The organism is Aeromonas sp. CA23 (assembly GCF_002587065.1).
Classification (GTDB): Bacteria; Pseudomonadota; Gammaproteobacteria; order Enterobacterales; family Aeromonadaceae; genus Aeromonas; species Aeromonas bestiarum.
Genome location: NZ_CP023818.1, coordinates 2,801,377 through 2,817,539 on the forward strand (window position 1 = coordinate 2,801,377; position 16,163 = coordinate 2,817,539).

A 16,163-nucleotide genomic window follows, 5' to 3' on the forward strand; every position below is an offset into this window, starting at 1 on the left:
GGGCGCTCATCACTTGGTCTCCAGCCAGACGTTCTCGGCCATCTGCTCTGGGGTCATGGGGTTTTGGTTGTGCATGTGCACCTCGCCGATGTGCAGGGCCTTGGTTGGCTTCAGGTTGGTTGAGCTGGCCGCGGCGTTGGCCTGGATCAGTTGTTGGCCCAGGCCACCCGCTGGTACTGCGCTTTGGCCTTGCTGGCGGTAGCGCTCAAGCGGGGCGTTGATGCGTTCCGTCTGCGGCTGGGCCAGCAGTTGGGCGCTCATGGGCAGGCTCAGATCCGGCATCACCAGCTTGCTGGTGTCGATGTCGATGCCCGGGATCATCCCCATCAGGTCAAGGGCGTAGCGAATGGCTTTGATGATCCACTGCCAGGGGGTGAGCAGGGCCTCAAACACGGCGCCGAGGACAGTGCCCAGGCGTCGGCCTGCATCGGTCACCCCATCGACCCCGAGGCTGGCCTGCTCGGTGGCACCGAAGAAGGAACCGAGCCAGTCCCAGGCTTGGCCGAGCAAGGTCACGATGATCCCCAAAGTGTCAGCAATGGGGACCAGTGCCTGCGAGGCAAGGGGGCCGAATGTCTCAGCCAGCCCACTGAAGAAGGCGCCCAGCAGCTCAAAGCTGGTCAGCACCGAGAAGGCGGTATAGAGCTCGTCCCAGTAGACGATGGCCAGCGCCACGGCCGCGACCAGAGCGAGGATACCGCCCACGATCAGCAGCACCGGGTTGGCGTACATGGCGAGGTTGACCAGCAACACAGTGGTGCGCATCAGCGCCATGGCGCCCCGCAGCAGCTTGAGCGGGGCGAGCAGCCCCATCATGACAATGCCCCAGCCCAGGGTCACCAGCTTGGCGAGGCCCGCCAGCAGCAACCAGACACCGGTAACCATGCCGAGCCCGACGATGGCCAGGGTGGCGTAACTGACTGCCTTGGTCAGGTGTGGAAACAGGCGGGTCCAGCGCAGCACGGTATCCGCGCCATCGGCAAAGGCGCCCACCACTTGATTGATGGCCGGGAGCACTGCGCCGAACGCTGCAGCTCGGATCGCAAACCAGGCCGACTCGACCCGCTGCCACTGGTCGGTCATGGCGGCGGCCATCTGCTCGGCCTTGCCCATGCCGTGGGTGTTGCCCAGGGCGTTGATACTGGTGGCCAGTCCCTTGGTGTTGCTCATGAGCAGCTTTATCATTGAGACCGCTTGACTCGAGCCAAACGCCTTTTTCAGCTCATCGCTGCCGGCAACACTGAGAGTCTCGCCATAGCGAGTCTTGAGCTTGTCCAGAATATCGAGCACCGGCAGCATGTTGCCCGCCGAGTCGGTGAACTGCAGGCCGAGCGCCTTCTGAGCACTGCCGACCCCGGCCAGAAACGACTTGAACTTGGTGCCCGCTTCGCCGCCGCCCATGGTGGCCTGCAGGTGACCGAGCACGGCAAACTGTTCATCCATCGAGATCCCGGCGGCGGTGGCGTTGGCGCCGATGCCCTTGAAGGCGTCGGTCATGCCCTGGCCGGTGGTCTTAAACATCTGCACCGCGAGCGCGGTCTTGCCGGCGACATCCTCGACCCAGTTGGCCTTGCCCATCTTCTTGGCCTGCTGCTCGAAGATGCCGTACATGGTGCCCATGTAGTTGGTGATGGTGGCGGTGTCGGCCTTGGTGGCTTTGGCCAGCACGCCGGAGGCGCGGGCAAAGGCGGGCAACTCGTTCCCCTCAAGCCCCGCGATGGCGGATTGGATATCGTAGGAGGCGCTGACAAACGCGCTGGCCGATTCGCCGTACTTGACGGAGAACATCAACGCGGTGTCGGAGAGCTGTTTGAGGGTCTTCTCATGGACATCGAGCGAGGCCACCTCGGCTAGCGCCCGATCCATTTCGATAGCCGGGCCCAGCACGTTCTGGATCGCCATGGCACCGGCCACCACGGTGGTGGTCCCCATGGCCATGTTGGCCCACCCCTGCCGACCGGCTTTGCTGATCTGGTCGATCTGGGTGTTGATGCCCGCCAGCGGCTTGGTGGCATTGTCCACCAGTGCCACCTGCATCATCAGTTTTTCCATCCAGGCCATAGGGGTCTCTTATCCGTTGAAGGCTTTCGCTATCCCCTGCGTGACGGCAAAGGCGAGCGTGTCCCGGGAGTGCTTATCAAACCAGAGGGCGCGGGCCAGGCTGTCGAGGTCATCCTCTTCATGGGGCAGGTAGTGGCGCCGCAGCGCCAGTACCTGTTCCAGCTGGTTGTGCTCGATGGCCTCGGCGCGCCCGGTCAGTTTTTTACGGTGATATCCAGCGCCGGCGCGAACTCCTCGTTGATCTTGGCGGTCAGCTGTAAGGCGGCGCCTGGCAGGGCGAGCAGGTCGCTCAGGGCCTCTTTGTGCTCGGCGCTGACAATCTTGCGCAGGTAGTTGTGCGCCGGCGCCACCTTGTCGTTCATGGCCAGGTCGTTGATGTAGCTGTTGTAGGCCACCAGGGTGGGCTCAAAGCAGATGTCGGTGCCGGCAATGGTCAGGGTGATGGTTTGCTTGCTCATGGGGTGGTTTCCTCTTGGGTTATCCAGTCGTCTAGGGTGTCGAGTTGGGTTTGGCAGCGGCGCAGCGCGCCCTGCAGGGTGGGGATAAAGGCCACGGCCTCGCCCCAGGTAGTGCCGTTAAATTCAGGTTCCGGGCAGTGGGGCACCAGCCCCGGCGGTGGCAGGCGTTTCACCACCTGGGTTTGCACCACGGCCCTTGGCTGGCTGGAGCAGGCGCAAAGCGCCAACAGGCAAAGGCTCGCGAGCGCAGTCCGGGCGGCCCGCCGGCGGTGTGGCCAGGGCGTGTTGCAGGTCATCGGCAGTCTTCCTCTGTTGTTGGTCGAGCTCGGTCAGGGCGGCGTTCTGGTGAGTGAGCAGCTTGCGCAGCCCAATCTCTTCGCGCTGCAGCGTCTTGAACTCGGTGGCCATCTGGTCGTTGGCGCGCTGCAGGGTGGTGATGGTCTCGTTGGCGGCGGCCAGCGCCTGGGCGCGACGGGTGAGCAGCTCCCCCTGGACATACAGCACGGTGCCAATCACCAGCCCGATAAGGGTTGGCAACAGCCGGATGAGCGTGCTCATGCCAGCACCCCGCCGAACTCGATGAACTTGGCCAGCAGGTCAGCAAGCTTGTGTTCGCGCTGGCCATAGCCGGCGCCAGGCAAGCTGGCCCAAATGTTGGCGCATTTGGCGATCGCCTGGGGGATGCGGCCATCGACCACATCGGCCAGCGCTTTGCGCTCGCGGATAAGCTGAATAGCCCAAGTGTCTTGCGACTCAGGACCAAAGTCCGGCAGGCCGAGCTGGTCACGGTAGTGGGGCCAGTGTTTGGACAGGAACTGATAGCGCCCGGCGGCGGTGCTGACCAGGCGCGGGTTCACCTGCACTTTGACGTTCGGGTGGGTGCGGTAGTCGGTGAACAAACCCGCCGGATTGACCAGCTTGTTGTACCCGTCATCTCCCCGGCCCTTGGTGCCCTCGGCAAAGGCCAGCAGGTCGAGAAAGGCGGCCATTTGCGGGTGGCAGTTACTGCGCGGCATCGTTGCCACCTTTGGTATTGATGAGTCGGGTGGCCTTGTCTCGCAGGATGTCGATCCCGATAAGGCCCACCACACCGCCCAGGAACGGGGTCGCCTCTGGCGGGATCCCGAGTAATTGGGTGCCGGTGGCCGCAGCCAACGTGATAAGCCCGCACAGCAGGGATTCGATCAGTCGGCGACGGCCCCGCCCGCCGGTGTAGGTAATGCGCAGGAAGGCGATGGCCAGCGCCAGCAGTGCCCCATAGACGGCGGGCCAGTTGTCCATCAGCCAGGCCAGAATGGCGGCGCCGATGATGGGGTCTTTGTTTGGCATAGGGTTCATGTCCGTTGCTCGGGTTAGCGGGCCAGCTGCTCAATGCGGGTTTGGCAGGGGACGCACAGGCGCACCCCCGGCACATGGTGGCGACGCGCCTCGGGGATAGGGTCGTCGCACTCCTCGCAGTGATGCAGGCTCATGCCCTGGTAGTGCCCCTTGCCCACCTGGCGGGCCAGATTGGTGATCAGCATGCGGGCGGCGTGTTGGTTGGCGCGGTCGATGTCGTCCACAGCGTCCCCTTAACCCAGCAGGTGGCGGGTGTCGTCCTTGGAGAGGTACGGCACGCCATTGAGGTGAACAAAATCGGGGGAGGTCACAAAGCCTTTCACCTTGTGCACGCTCTTGCTGCCGCCCTTGGGATCGATGTCGAGCAAGTCAGAGACCAGCAACTTCACGCCGAAGGCTTCCACCTTCATCTGCTCGCTGCCGGTGTCGGCGTAGAACAGCACATCGTCCGGCTCCATTCCGCGCCAGCTGCCGGCCCGCTTGGCAGCCTCGGCCAGCAGCTTGAGGTTCTTGGTATCGAGCTCGAATTCGAGCTCCGCCGAGACGTCCCCATCCACATAACCATCCGGGACGCCTCGGGTCTGGGCCACGGCGCTGTTGTCGGTGATGGAGAGGCTGGCCTTTTCAACGTGGACCATGGCCCCCATCAGGGTGGTATCAAAGCTGGTACCGGAAACACGACGGGTCATTGCTTAGCCCTCCCCGTTGTTGAGGCTCAAATCGAGCATGATGTTGACGGTGATCCCCTTGGGGCAGTCCACGGTGCGCACCACCACATAGACAGAGACCAGGTTCTTGGCAATCCACTGGATGCTGATGTCGCCATCCTGGGGGGAGGCGATATCGCCCGGGAACGGCTGGCCATTGATGGTGGCGGCCTTGGCCATCTCGCGCAGATCCTTGCCAAAGTAGGTCACCGCGGCGGCGGTGCTGCCCGGGGTGGAGTTGAACGAGCGATCCCCGATGCGGGCGATGGCACGAATACGGACCCAGCGCGCCACCTTGTAGGCGACCCGCAGGTTCTCGATCGCCTGGTAGTCGCCGCCCTCGGCATCGAGCTGGCGGCCATCGGCCCAATAGAGGCCGTCATAATCCGGGTACCACATCGGCACCGAGTAGCGGCTCTTCTCCAGGGTCTGCAGGGTGGCCAACGACAGCGGGATCCCGTCTTTGTCCACCGGCTTGTTGCCAAGCCCGACCAGGGCGCCGGTCTTCACCCGGCAGGGGCTGTCGGCGATGCTCACTGCCCGGTTGCACAGGCGGCCCGCATAGGCGCCGATGAGGTTGGGCCAAAGCTGTGGCACCAGGCCAACCGAATCGGCCTTGATGCCATCTTGCAAGGCAGCCAGGGCGGCCTCGTACTCGCTCCAGTCTTGGGCGGTGCCGTTTTTGCCGGCGGCCTTGGCGACAATGCCGGGGACGGCCAGCAGCATGAATTGCCAGCGCCCCCACTTGGTGATCAGCTCCTGGTTGAGGGCGTGGGCGGCGTTAATGCTCACCTGATCCCACACCTGACCCAGCACCAGGACGCCTTCAAAGGACTGGGTCTGCTGCGCCTCGCGGGCGGCATCGAGCCAGGGCTTGTCGGTGGGCAGCACATAGGCGGCCGCGGTCCAGTTCTGGCCTGCGTTATCGCGGGCGGCCAGCAGGTTGGCTTTGAGCTCGCTGTCACCGGTTCCCAGCAACTGGTCGAGGTCTGACTGGGTGTTGAGGGAGAGCAGCTTGCCGGTGTTACTGGATGCGCTGCCGATGAACAGCAGGTGGCGCTCGACTTCGGTCACGGGCCCCTGCATCTGGTTTAAGTTGTTGATCTGTACATAAGGCCACATGGCGTTAGTTCCCCTTCAGGTCTTGTTTGTTGACGTCCCAGCCGTAGTCGATGCTCTGCAGGGCGCGGGCAAAGGCTTGTTCCCGCTGCCGGGTGTTGGCGCCCAGAAACGGGCGGGCAGGGAGCTTTATCTCCCAATGCTCTTTCACCGGTTCATCCTTGAGCTTCTTGATGAGCAGGCCGGCCTGGGCGTAGTTGAGGCTGCTGGTGATCCAACCGAGTGAGGCCGAGCGGTATGAGCGCTTGCGCTTGCCCGGGCGTTTGAACCCCAACTCCCGCAGCTTGCGGGCCTGCGCCTTAGTGGCCGGCTTGTTCTTGCCGCCTTCACTGGGCGCAATGCGGCGCCGGCTGGCCGCGCTCACCTGGTAGGTGTGCCCCTTCTGGTGGGTGTTGGCGATAACCCCAGCGTGGGCACTCATGGGGCCTTTCTTGAAACCCACTTCTGCCACGTCCTGGCGGGGGGCGCGGATCTCCAACAGCTTGGGCAGGCCGCGCAGCATCTTGCGCTTGCCCCGTTTGCGCGGAGCCCAGGCACTGCCGTTAGGGTCTTGCTGTTGGCGCACGTTGCGGGCGGCCAGCTTCTTGAGCTCAGCCGCTGCCCGCCACACCAAGCGCTTGCGCTGCTTGGGCGACAGGGCCAGCAGCTTGAGCTGCTCCTGGGTGCGGCGACTGTCCAGGGTGATGCTGATCATGCTTAGGCCCCGACACTGTGGTGGCCGGTGTTCCCCACATTCAGGTCAATCTGCTCGGCGACCCAAATGTCATAGGGGGCCACGTTCCAGCGCTTGCCGAGCCAGTTGATGGGGCCTTGCGGGTGCTCCACCAGGCGCAGTGGTTCGGTGAAGGGGAGCTGGATCTCAAGGTCGGCCGTCTTCTCATCGTTCGGGGTGACGGCGTATTCGGGATCGGGCAGCGCAAACTGCTCGCGGACTTCGTCATGCTCCTGCACCCAGGCGGCGACAGTGGCCAGCACAATGGCCGGATCCAGCTCGCGAAACGGCAACTGCTCGATGGTGAACACCGCCTGATAGGTGAGCCAGGCCACGTCCACCCCGGTGGGGCCCATGTTTTTGGGCTCCAGTCGGATGGTGCCGTTCTCCATCCAGCTATCCAGGTGGGTGTGGCACTTGGCCGGCAGCACTCGCAGCAGCTCAGCGTGGAGCGCTTGCAGGAAGTAGCCCTGGGCTTGTTGCTCGTGCAGATCGTTGCTCATATCAGCGAGACCCCCGTCCTGTGCTTGCCCTTGATGCTGCGCACCCGTTGCTGACTCTCGGCCAGTAGCTGGGCACATTGGTCTGGCGATCGCTCCAGCTGGTTGTTTGCGGTGGCCCGCTCGGTGACGCTGGCGAATTCGGGCAGCAGCGCCGCCTTGGCACGGGCAAACACCGCGGCCAGGTACTGCTCGGTCAGCGCATTGCTGCCGCCTTCCAGACTGGGCCCGGGTACCTCGGCGGCGGTGGGGTAGCCCTTGCCCTGCAGCGCGGCTTGGTGGCTGGTGAGCTGCAGGTTGATTTCAGAGACGGCGGCTAACAGGGCGGCGCCAGTTGTCTGGGCATCCAGGTCAGCAGGCAGGGCGCGGCGGCGCTCAAAATCGGCCACGGCTACATCCGGCCAGAACCCGTCATTGCGGATAGTGGCGGCGCTGTAGTCGATGTTCTTGCCTGCAAACATGGCGTGCCTCGCTGGTTGGTTGAAATGGAGCACCCCTGAAGCCACGCAATTGCCGCTGGGTTAGCCATAGGCTGCCCATGGCATTCGCGCCGGGGTGCGGTGGCGCGGATAGTCGTTATTGCTCTGGGTTAAGCACCCGCAGGCGCATGGCAATCTTTTGGCGCAAGGTGCCGACGCCCACCTTGCCGTGCAGTTGGTCGGCCTGGGCCAGCCAGTGATCGGCTTGCTCCAGGGTGGCGCTGTCGCCCACGGCGCTCGGGCGGGGTTGGCCGTCGTGGTCACGCAGCAGCAGACAACCTGCCGCTTTGAACCACTTGGCGGTCAGCCGTTCGTTGAGGCGCCAGTCATTGCGTACCTTGTCGAATACCCGGGAGAACCAGGGCTCGACGGCATGGCCCTCGGCCGCTTGTTTCTCGGCCCACTCCAGCACGGTGTCGGCCACAAAGTGGGCCCAGTCGCGTTTGATGTTGTTCGGGGTGCGCTGGCCCTGGGCAATGGCGAGCTCTGCCCAGGCAATGCCTGCATCAAAATCCCCGACGTCAAAGGCCCAGATGATGAGGCGCTGAAACAGCTCGTTCTGGTAGGGTTGGCCCGACTCCGTGACCGTTGCCAGATAGCGCTCCACATAGGGGCGGTACTTGGGCATCAGCTCATCGCGTTTCATGTTCACCCGATCCCCAATGCGCGCCAGCTTGCGCAGCCGAACGATGTCCTGCTCCAGGGCAATCATCTGCAGGTGCAGGCTGTCAGCCACCGCACCGGTAGCGATGCCAGAGCTGGCGGCTTGCTGCGTCCCCTGCATGGCTTGGACGCGTTGCTTGTGACGTTGACCGGGTGAGCTCATGGCTTAGGCCTCGGGTACTGCCGGCGCGGCGCCGATCTCGATGTCGGCCTCTTCAAAGCCGCCATAGGCCAGGTGCTCGCCCAGGGCATAGCCTTCCATGCGCCAGTACTGGTTATCGAAGCACTTACGATCCTGGTTATCCTCGGCCTTGCGGTTACGCGTGCCGCGCTGGGTGTAGCAGTGCAGGTTGTCCAGGGTGGTGACCACCATCCGCTTGCCCGGGAAGAAGGGCGGGATGTAGGCCTTGCGCCCGGCGATGGACTCGGCCAGCTTCTGGGCGGCGATCTGCTCGCTCGGCTTGGTGGCTTCGCTGTAGAGCTTGGCTTGGGCCGCCGCCACCAGTTCGGTACCGACCAGCACCACCAAGCGCGGGTCTTGGCGAAACAGGGGATCGATGGTGGTGTTGATAAGGTCGGAGGCCATCTCGTCCAGGGTCTTGTAATCGCCCTTGCCGTCCGGGTCGAAGCGGATCTTCTCGCCGGCTTTGGCCGTGATGATCTGGCTGCCTTCGTTCCACTCACGGGCTATCTGGTGCCACCCCTTGTTGACGTCTTCACCCAGCGGGTTTTTCTCCGGGTCGGTAGTCTCTTCGGCAGAAACGCCATTCCAGCCGACCCGCACAATGTCGAGGGCGAATGCCGTGTTGATGAACTCACCGACCAGGCGGATGAACTCGCCCTCGTTGCCGGCGTTGGCCCAGACGCACAGGGTTGCCCAGTCGAGCGAGGCACACGAATCGGTCTCGCTCAGTTCGTAGGTGTTGCCATCGACGCCGATCTTGCCGTTGAAGCGGCCATTTTTCTTGCGGCCGGTGAATAGCTTGCCGATGCCGACTTGCACCACCTGGCCCTTGATCTGATCCACATCCATGCAGGTGATGAGGTTCAGGAACTCGACAGAGGCGAGCAGGCCCGCGCGCAGACCGGTTTCCACCGGGCCACTGATGACGCTGAACTGTTTGTCCAGCACGTTAACGGGGATGCCATAGGTCTTGGCCAGGGCAGCACTGTATTTTTCGAGGCGCTGACGGGCCTGGACGGTTAGGGTCTGACTCACGGTCGCTCCTTAATATGCGGTGGGGGTATCGTCACCGCCGAGCGCGCCCGGGCGTTGGCCCGGCTTCTCGACAGAGAACTGGTCGATCTTGCCGTTCAGCTCGCTGAACTTGTCGGTCAGGCCGGTCAGGGTCTGCTCCAACTTGGTGAACTGCTCGGCGGTGATACCTGGCTTGTCGTCAACGGTGGCGGGATCGGTGACCAGGGCGGTGGGCTGCTCGGGGGCCGGTTTGGTTTCCAGCTTGACGCTGAAAGAATCGATCTTGTCGCCAAGGCCGGTCAGGGCCCCCAGCATCTGATCGAACTGTTCTGGTTTCATTTCCTCATCCTCGGGGTGGCTGGGGGTAGGTTTGGGTGCAGGTTCACCATGGCTGGCCATAAAGCTGAAAAACTTGGCCATGAAGCCATCGGTCTTTTCGTGCTTGGGCAGTGTGAACATGGAGAGATCCAGCGGCTCGCTGGTGCCGACGGTCTGGCCCTTGTTGCTGTTGCTGAACTTGAGGTAGGTGGTGCCGGTACTGGCGGGTTGGTCGGTGACGCCCAGGCCAATCAAGTAGGTGCGGCCGAGATCGGCAAATTGCTCGAATGGCTCGATGGAGCAGAACTGATATTGGCCGCTCTGGTTCCAGTAGATGAGATCCCGGTTGGGGCAGAGGATGGCGAACAGCTTGAATTTGCCATCGACCGCTTCGGTCTTGAGCGCCTGCACGGTGCCATAGCTGGACCAGCGATCGTGCTCGGGCCAGATGACGGCGGTGTAATAGGTCGGGTCGTAGGTCTCGGCCATGTCGGTGAGCCAGTCGCGGGTAATATCCCGCCCGTCCACCGCTTTGCCTTCGGTGGCGATACAGACCCAGCCAGTTCTCAAGGTTGATTCGTTCATGCCTGCTCCCAATAAGATGCGGGCTCAGGCTATCGGGTCGGCGAGGGGGTTTCATCCAGTTGTGTTCGGGGGGATTCGGATCCAGTGGGATATCCGAATTGCTCAGAACATCAGTGGGATAAGTGGGGGTAATGGGCTGGCTATGATGGCGCCATCATTCATATCGATGGAGGCGCCATGGCGTATCCCGAAGAGATCCGCAAGGCCGCGAAGGGACTCTACCTTAAGCGATGGACCCCCCAGGAGATCAAGGACGAACTGGGGCTCAACTCCTGCCGCATTGTCTACTACTGGGCCGAGAAGCTCGGCTGGCGGGAGTTGCTCACGGATGAGGCGGTGGAGGATGCCATCGCCCGCCGGGTCAATGTACTGCTGGATCGCGAGAAGAAAACCCCGGGCGAGCAGGATGAGCTGGACCGGCTCATCGGCCACCATGTCAGCCTCAAAGAGAAAGCCCTCAAGTGGGCGGAACGCCAGCAGGCGCTCACCGCCAGCCGCGAGAGTGGCGATGAACCCGCTGCCGAGCGGCCGCGCCGTGGCCGAGGCGGCCAAGATGGCGGCAGTAGTAAGGGCAGGGGCGGCAAGAAAGGCAAGAACCAGATCGGCCACTTGAGCTCCGACGATTTCAGCGAGTGGCTGGGTACCCTGTTTGGCTATCAGTTGCGCTGCCGGGAGGCCAAGAACGACCCGGCCTTGCCACGCACCCGCAATATCCTCAAGTCTCGCCAGATCGGCATGACCTACTACTTCGCCGGCGAGGCGCTTGAAGATGCCATTCTGACCGGTGGCAACCAGATATTCCTGTCGGCCACCCGGGCCCAGGCGGAGGTGTTCCGCTCCTATATCTGCAAGATTGCCCAGACCTTCCTTGGCGTCACCCTGACCGGCAACCCCATCGTTTTGTCGAACGGGGCCGAGCTTATCTTTTGCTCCACCAACTCCAATAGCGCCCAGTCTCGTTCGGGCAACGTATACATCGATGAGTATTTCTGGATCCCCAACTTCGAGCGGCTCTCCGATGTCTCCAGTGCCATGGCCACCCAGAGCCACTGGCGTAAAACCTACTTCTCGACCCCGTCCAGCAAGGTACACGAAGCGTACCGGTTCTGGACGGGGGATCGCTGGAAGGGTACTCGCCCAAGTCGGCAGGCTGTTGACTTCCCTGGTGAAGACGACCTGCGCGACGGGGGCCGCATCTGTCCCGATCGGCAGTGGCGCTACGTCATCACCATCGAGGATGCCATACGCCTGGGCTGTAACCTCATCGACATCGAGGAGCTCAAAGACGAATACCCGGAGGAGGTGTTCGATCGCCTCTACCTGTGCCGGTTTATCGACGATGCCCTGTCGGTGTTCAAGTTCCAGGACATGGAGCGGGCAGGGGTGGATCCGACCCGGTGGGAGGACTACAAGCCCGGGCGCCCCGACCCGTTTGGCCGGCGGGAGGTGTGGATGGGCTACGACCCGAGCCGCACCCGTGACAATGCCACCCTAGTGGTGGTTGCCCCGCCTGCGGTCGCCGGCGAGCGGTTCAGGGTGCTGGAAAAGCACTACTGGCGCGGGCTTAACTTCCAGTACCAGGCGCAGGAGATCACGCGGATCGCCAAGAAGTTTCGGGTCACCTATCTGGGGGTCGATGTCTCAGGCATCGGCGTCGGGGTGTATGACCTGTTAAAACCCGTGTTCAAAGGGATATGCCACCCCATCAACTACAGCGTCGAGAGCAAGTCGCGGCTGGTGCTCAAGATGATCGACGTGGTGGAGGCCAACCGCATCGAGTGGGACAGCTCGGATAGAGATATACCGCTGGCGTTCCTTGCCATCAAACGCAGCACCACCGGCGGCGGCCAGATGACGTTTCGGGCCGCCCGCGACAACGTGACTGGCCACGCAGACGTGTTCTTTGCTATCGCCCACGCCGTGGCCAACGAGCCACTCGATACAAACCATAAACGCAAATCCAGCTGGGTCACCAGCCAGGAGAGAAAGGTAGCATGACCAAACGACAGCAAGCACTGGCCAAGGCGGCCACCCCTTCTACTCTCCCCTCCGTGGTGTTCAGCATGCCGGAAGAGATAGACCCCACCGCCTGGATGACCGACTACACCGGGGTGTTCTATAACCCCTACGGCGAGTATTACCAGCCGCCCATCGAGCGCAAGGGGCTGGCCAAGGTGGCCCGGGCCAACGCCCACCACGGAGCCATCTTGATGGCTCGGCGCAACATGGTGGCGGGGCGCTTTACCAACCAGCGCGCCACCATCACGGCGTTCGTGCACAACTATCTGCAGTTCGGGGATGCGGGCATGCTCAAGCTGCGCAACGGCTTCGGTCAGGTGGTGGGGCTGCACCCGCTATCGAGCGTCTACCTGCGCCGGCGTGAGGATGGCTGCTTTGTTTACCTGCAGCAGCAGGGTAAGCCGAACCTGATTTACCGGCCGGAGGATGTGATCTGGCTGGCGCAGTACGACCCCGAGCAGCAGGTCTATGGTATGCCCGATTACCTGGGTGGTTTGCAGTCGGCACTGCTCAACCAGGACGCCACCCTGTTTCGGCGCAAATACTTCCTCAACGGCGCCCACATGGGGTTCATCTTCTACGCCACCGATCCGAACATGGACGATGACACCGAGCAGGAGATGAAAGACAAGATCGCCAACAGCAAGGGGGTGGGGAACTTTCGCTCCATGTTCGTCAACATCCCGGACGGCAAGCCCGACGGCATAAAGCTTATTCCGGTGGGGGACATCGCCACCAAGGACGAGTTTGCGGCCATCAAGGGGATCACTGCCCAGGACGTATTGACCTCCCACCGCTTCCCGGCGGCGCTGGCCGGCATTATTCCGACCAATGGCGGGGGCGGGCTCGGGGATCCCGAGAAGTACGATGCCACCTATGCGAGGAACGAGGTGCTGCCACTGTGCGAGCTTATCCAGGATGCCATTAACAGTGCGGGACTCCCTCGCTCCCTCTGGGTCGATTTTCGGGAGAATATCGGTTCGGCTGTATAAACAAACAGTGTTTGCTGTGGCAATATAGGCTGTTGATTTGGATAGAAAAGGGGGCGTAATGCGGGTTTATTGCAAAGTGTGTGGCCAGCGGGGCCGCATTACCAAGACCAACCGACTGAGCGATGATGTCTCGGATCTCTATTGCCAGTGCACCGATGCAGAGTGTGGCCACAGCTGGGTGGCTACACTCTCATTCAGTCATACCCTGAGCCCATCTTCTCGCACTACCAGCCAGTTAGCATTGAGTCTGATTAGTTCACTGACTCCGGAGGCGCGTCGGATGGTTTTTAGCAATTTAGGAATAGAATAATGATGTATCACCCACGACTAACAATTGCATCATTGAGAGAGTTAATAACTGTTCTAATGTAGGATTCATCCGGGCTTGCTAGTGCTTGGTTTTCACCCGATGATGTATGTAGGAGGACAGTATATCGCTTTTTATTACCCATCCATGAAAGGACTGCGATGGCTAAAAGGACAAGTCCACCTATTAGCACGCCGCCGCTTCCACTCAGGACCATCGCAAGGCCTATGAGCCCAATAATAATTGAACCGAGTCTATTTGGTTTGACAACTCCGGACTTTACGGAGGTAACATTGTTCATTGCGTAGGTTTGCCCATCTACAATGAATCTGCTGTTACTAACACTGACATTTCCTTGATTGAAAAAGATTTTTTCTTCCATTTTCTCACCCATAACTTGTGACAATATTGTTTCCCGCTCTAAAACGGATTTTTTTGAAATAGTTGAGTAGACGCGATTAGCAATCATTAGATTGCATATTTTAGTGAGGGTGGTCAATTGAGTTATGTAAAAACCACGGGTTAAACGCTGTTTTTGCGTTCGGTCATACTTGGTATACAGCTATGACGCCGTTCTGGACTGGGGCCTATTGTCTTATTTCATGCCGCCCTAAATCGTGTTTACTGGTGGTGCCATGTTTGGGGGCTTTGAGTGGGTCAGTGTTGGCAGGCTCCGTCAGGGGGATGGCCTGTTCCCCCTTTCCATCATGCTGCCGCTTATCCATAAAGCCGCCCTCCACCGGCTCCCCTTTCACCTGGTACGTTGGCGAACCGAACATAACCCCCGCCCCATGGCTGGGGGTGTTGGTACTTGACTCGCCCTTTTTCGGTCGGTCTGGCTCGGAGTTGCCAAAGGTGGCCATGACAAAAAAACCTATTACCGCCGCGAGTGCGATAGTCCCGCGAGCTCTCATTTATCTACACCTACCGCCCCGCTTGGCTCATCCTCATTGGGCACTACTTCCCCATATTTGTTGAGAGTGATCTTTTCCCAGCGTTTCTCTGGAATCGTCAGTTTAAAGTCCGGGCTATCAACTATTGTGCCAGGTGGTGTGTAGTTGGGGTCTGGCTTGCCAAAAATGACGCCAAGCCCATGAGCCGGCTCACTGATCACTTGCTCCTCTGGTGTCTTATGGCGCAGCTTCTCCTTGGACTTGAGTCCATGAGCTACGCAGTCACGAGAGAGAATGCCTTTGCTGAACTTCCATGTGCCTTGGCGTACCTCGCATGATTGCCAGCCCAAACGCTCTGTTGCAGAACTGGCGAGCCACCAGCCAAACAACCCAGCAAGGATGGTCAGTCCAGCGCACACCATGACAATGCGGCTGTTACGTTGAACGGTACTTGCTGATGTGTCGGGCGCTGGCCGGTACTTCCCAAGTGTCAGCCTGGCGCCTAGATATAGGCAGAAAGGTACACCAGCCGCGGCGAATGCGGTTGCAATCCATCCTCGCCAGTCCTGGGTCGCCAAAGGGTCTGGTGGGGTGCCTGTGACTAATGCCAGTAGTTCACAAGTAGCGTTTCCAGCCGACCATGCAAGCAAGGCGCTGGTGCCTAACATGAAAAGGCCGCCAACCCTTAAAGTTAGCGGCATTGGTTCGCGTGTCATTCCTTAACGTTCTCTCTGATCGTGTCGGTCAGTTTTTCCGTGAGTTTGAACTGGTCATCGAGTTGGTCTATCGCCCAGCCTGCACCAATGGAGCCGGCAACGAAGTAGATCCCACTAGCCATGACTGTGACCGGCAAAACTGACATGGCAAATCCAGTCAGGGCCAGCGCTATGCCAGATGCAATCAGCCCCTTTGTAATGTCGGCCCCAATGTTACCGAATAGCGCCACAGTGTCGCGCTCATCGCTGGCCCAGTATTGGATCAGATTCACCGAGACGGTGAAGTAAATGTCGGCAACGATCCCCATCTTAACCAGGTGTGTGTTTGCCCTGACCCCAATCCCCAGCCTCAATATGTTCGGATTGCCGGCCTTCCAGATGTTGCCTGGGATGGTTTTTCTTACTAGCTGGTAGTTCTTGACGATGGTGTAAGGCTCACCATTTATCACTTTGGTGTATGCAAGAACCCCAAGGCCGCCCAGTCCTTTGGCGGTGTCATGGGCCAATTTTACGCGATCGGCGGAGTCTTTGACTGTCTTGATGTTGCCAGCGACCTCTTTGCCGTTGAGCTGGTTCCAGAGCTCCCTGGCCTCATCCAGAGTTAGGAAGGCGATGACCTGCTCTTTGTGGGTATAGGTAACATCAAGTTGTTTGCCGGTGATCGGGTTGTACGGCGGCCAGAACCCTGGTGCGTTGGCGGGCAACTCAACGGGTACTTGGGTGCTAGCGGGGGCCGCTGCTGCTCTGGCACTTGCTCCACCGCCCTGATTGTCACCGACGGTTGTCCCCTGGGCGGGCTGAATGGTGTTGCTCATTGGTGGGCAGCCGCAAGCCACATAATCGCCCTGCAGTGTTACCGGCCCGCCCGGACCGATGATGGAGCGGGGGCCAACGGCGACGATAGGGCCCTGTCCGACTTTGCAAGCTGGGCAGGTCGCTATCATCCCGATGTAGGTTGTTGGGGAGCCCTCGCTGAGCCAGCTGCTGTCCCCGTCTTGGATCGCGCCGCCCGTGCTAGTGGGATCCCCTTTCCTTGCAATATTTCTCATCTCATTCCTCCATACTGGGGTATCTATCGTATCTCAAATGAGGACTTTT

At 60.9% G+C, this 16,163-nt stretch carries 22 protein-coding genes; 3 read left to right on the plus strand and 19 right to left on the minus strand.

Translation table 11 applies throughout. From position 1 onward, the window contains the following. Window positions 1–9 precede the first annotated feature (9 nt). The 16 genes from CK910_RS13140 to CK910_RS13205 form a co-directional block, all read right to left on the minus strand. Window positions 10–2,061 carry a phage tail tape measure protein gene (locus CK910_RS13140; RefSeq protein WP_098983601.1) on the minus strand — a complete coding sequence of 684 codons (2,052 nt, stop codon included), beginning with the start codon at window positions 2,059–2,061 and terminating at the stop codon, window positions 10–12. Between the two features lie 9 nt (window positions 2,062–2,070). Continuing rightward, window positions 2,071–2,259: a DUF6890 family protein gene (locus CK910_RS24645; protein ID WP_441296868.1), complete on the minus strand. Its 189-nt coding sequence runs from the start codon at window positions 2,257–2,259 to the stop codon at window positions 2,071–2,073. Beyond that, window positions 2,256–2,519, minus strand: a complete 264-nt coding sequence (locus CK910_RS13145) for a putative phage tail assembly chaperone (protein ID WP_098983604.1) — start codon at window positions 2,517–2,519, stop codon at window positions 2,256–2,258. The genes CK910_RS24645 and CK910_RS13145 overlap by 4 nt, the downstream gene beginning before the upstream one ends. Continuing rightward, window positions 2,516–2,710: an Rz1-like lysis system protein LysC gene (gene lysC, locus CK910_RS24195; RefSeq protein ID WP_253852685.1), complete on the minus strand. Its 195-nt coding sequence runs from the start codon at window positions 2,708–2,710 to the stop codon at window positions 2,516–2,518. Before lysC ends, CK910_RS13145 begins: the two co-directional genes overlap by 4 nt. Beyond that, window positions 2,643–3,077, minus strand: coding sequence for a hypothetical protein (locus CK910_RS24355; protein WP_098983605.1), 435 nt, complete (start codon window positions 3,075–3,077; stop codon window positions 2,643–2,645). Before CK910_RS24355 ends, lysC begins: the two co-directional genes overlap by 68 nt. Then, complete coding sequence (locus CK910_RS13155) at window positions 3,074–3,535, minus strand: glycoside hydrolase family 24 protein (RefSeq protein ID WP_098983606.1); 462 nt, start codon at window positions 3,533–3,535, stop codon at window positions 3,074–3,076. The genes CK910_RS24355 and CK910_RS13155 overlap by 4 nt, the downstream gene beginning before the upstream one ends. Next, entirely contained in the window at window positions 3,522–3,848 is a 327-nt protein-coding gene (locus CK910_RS13160) for a phage holin, lambda family (protein ID WP_043144985.1), read from the minus strand. Before CK910_RS13160 ends, CK910_RS13155 begins: the two co-directional genes overlap by 14 nt. 23 nt (window positions 3,849–3,871) lie before the next feature. Further along, entirely contained in the window at window positions 3,872–4,081 is a 210-nt protein-coding gene (locus CK910_RS13165; RefSeq protein ID WP_098983607.1) for a TraR/DksA family transcriptional regulator, read from the minus strand. Between the two features lie 9 nt (window positions 4,082–4,090). Then, on the minus strand, window positions 4,091–4,546 hold the full coding sequence (locus CK910_RS13170) for a phage protein (RefSeq protein WP_011898576.1): 456 nt from the start codon (window positions 4,544–4,546) through the stop codon (window positions 4,091–4,093). 3 nt (window positions 4,547–4,549) lie between these two features. Beyond that, entirely contained in the window at window positions 4,550–5,686 is a 1,137-nt protein-coding gene (locus tag CK910_RS13175) for a DUF2586 domain-containing protein (RefSeq protein ID WP_098983608.1), read from the minus strand. Window positions 5,687–5,690: 4 nt separating this feature from the next. Continuing rightward, window positions 5,691–6,377, minus strand: a complete 687-nt coding sequence (locus CK910_RS13180) for a phage virion morphogenesis protein (protein WP_098983609.1) — start codon at window positions 6,375–6,377, stop codon at window positions 5,691–5,693. Between the two features lie 2 nt (window positions 6,378–6,379). After that, window positions 6,380–6,898, minus strand: a complete 519-nt coding sequence (locus CK910_RS13185) for a phage tail protein (protein WP_098983610.1) — start codon at window positions 6,896–6,898, stop codon at window positions 6,380–6,382. Beyond that, on the minus strand, window positions 6,895–7,356 hold the full coding sequence (locus CK910_RS13190; RefSeq protein ID WP_098983611.1) for a head completion/stabilization protein: 462 nt from the start codon (window positions 7,354–7,356) through the stop codon (window positions 6,895–6,897). The genes CK910_RS13185 and CK910_RS13190 overlap by 4 nt, the downstream gene beginning before the upstream one ends. Before the next feature lie 115 nt (window positions 7,357–7,471). Beyond that, complete coding sequence (locus tag CK910_RS13195) at window positions 7,472–8,200, minus strand: terminase endonuclease subunit (RefSeq protein ID WP_098983612.1); 729 nt, start codon at window positions 8,198–8,200, stop codon at window positions 7,472–7,474. A gap of 3 nt (window positions 8,201–8,203) precedes the next feature. Next, on the minus strand, window positions 8,204–9,256 hold the full coding sequence (locus CK910_RS13200) for a phage major capsid protein, P2 family (RefSeq protein ID WP_098983613.1): 1,053 nt from the start codon (window positions 9,254–9,256) through the stop codon (window positions 8,204–8,206). A gap of 9 nt (window positions 9,257–9,265) precedes the next feature. Beyond that, complete coding sequence (locus CK910_RS13205) at window positions 9,266–10,138, minus strand: GPO family capsid scaffolding protein (protein ID WP_098983614.1); 873 nt, start codon at window positions 10,136–10,138, stop codon at window positions 9,266–9,268. 177 nt (window positions 10,139–10,315) lie between these two features. Between CK910_RS13205 and CK910_RS13210 the strand changes: the two genes are divergently transcribed. Genes CK910_RS13210 through CK910_RS13220 form a run of 3 tightly spaced genes read left to right on the plus strand, consistent with a single transcriptional unit; the run spans window position 10,316 to window position 13,459 of the window. Then, on the plus strand, window positions 10,316–12,136 hold the full coding sequence (locus CK910_RS13210; RefSeq protein ID WP_098983615.1) for a terminase large subunit domain-containing protein: 1,821 nt from the start codon (window positions 10,316–10,318) through the stop codon (window positions 12,134–12,136). Further along, complete coding sequence (locus CK910_RS13215; protein WP_098983616.1) at window positions 12,133–13,149, plus strand: phage portal protein; 1,017 nt, start codon at window positions 12,133–12,135, stop codon at window positions 13,147–13,149. Before CK910_RS13210 ends, CK910_RS13215 begins: the two co-directional genes overlap by 4 nt. A 58-nt stretch (window positions 13,150–13,207) precedes the next feature. After that, window positions 13,208–13,459, plus strand: a complete 252-nt coding sequence (locus tag CK910_RS13220) for an ogr/Delta-like zinc finger family protein (protein WP_098983617.1) — start codon at window positions 13,208–13,210, stop codon at window positions 13,457–13,459. Between the two features lie 7 nt (window positions 13,460–13,466). Here CK910_RS13220 and CK910_RS13225 read toward each other — a convergent pair whose 3' ends face one another. The 3 genes from CK910_RS13225 to CK910_RS24360 form a co-directional block, all read right to left on the minus strand. Then, window positions 13,467–13,925: a DUF6232 family protein gene (locus CK910_RS13225; protein ID WP_253852686.1), complete on the minus strand. Its 459-nt coding sequence runs from the start codon at window positions 13,923–13,925 to the stop codon at window positions 13,467–13,469. A 441-nt stretch (window positions 13,926–14,366) separates the two neighbouring features. Further along, complete coding sequence (locus tag CK910_RS24200; RefSeq protein WP_216640148.1) at window positions 14,367–15,017, minus strand: hypothetical protein; 651 nt, start codon at window positions 15,015–15,017, stop codon at window positions 14,367–14,369. A gap of 44 nt (window positions 15,018–15,061) precedes the next feature. Next, on the minus strand, window positions 15,062–16,114 hold the full coding sequence (locus CK910_RS24360) for a PAAR domain-containing protein (RefSeq protein WP_253852687.1): 1,053 nt from the start codon (window positions 16,112–16,114) through the stop codon (window positions 15,062–15,064). Window positions 16,115–16,163: the final 49 nt, after the last annotated feature.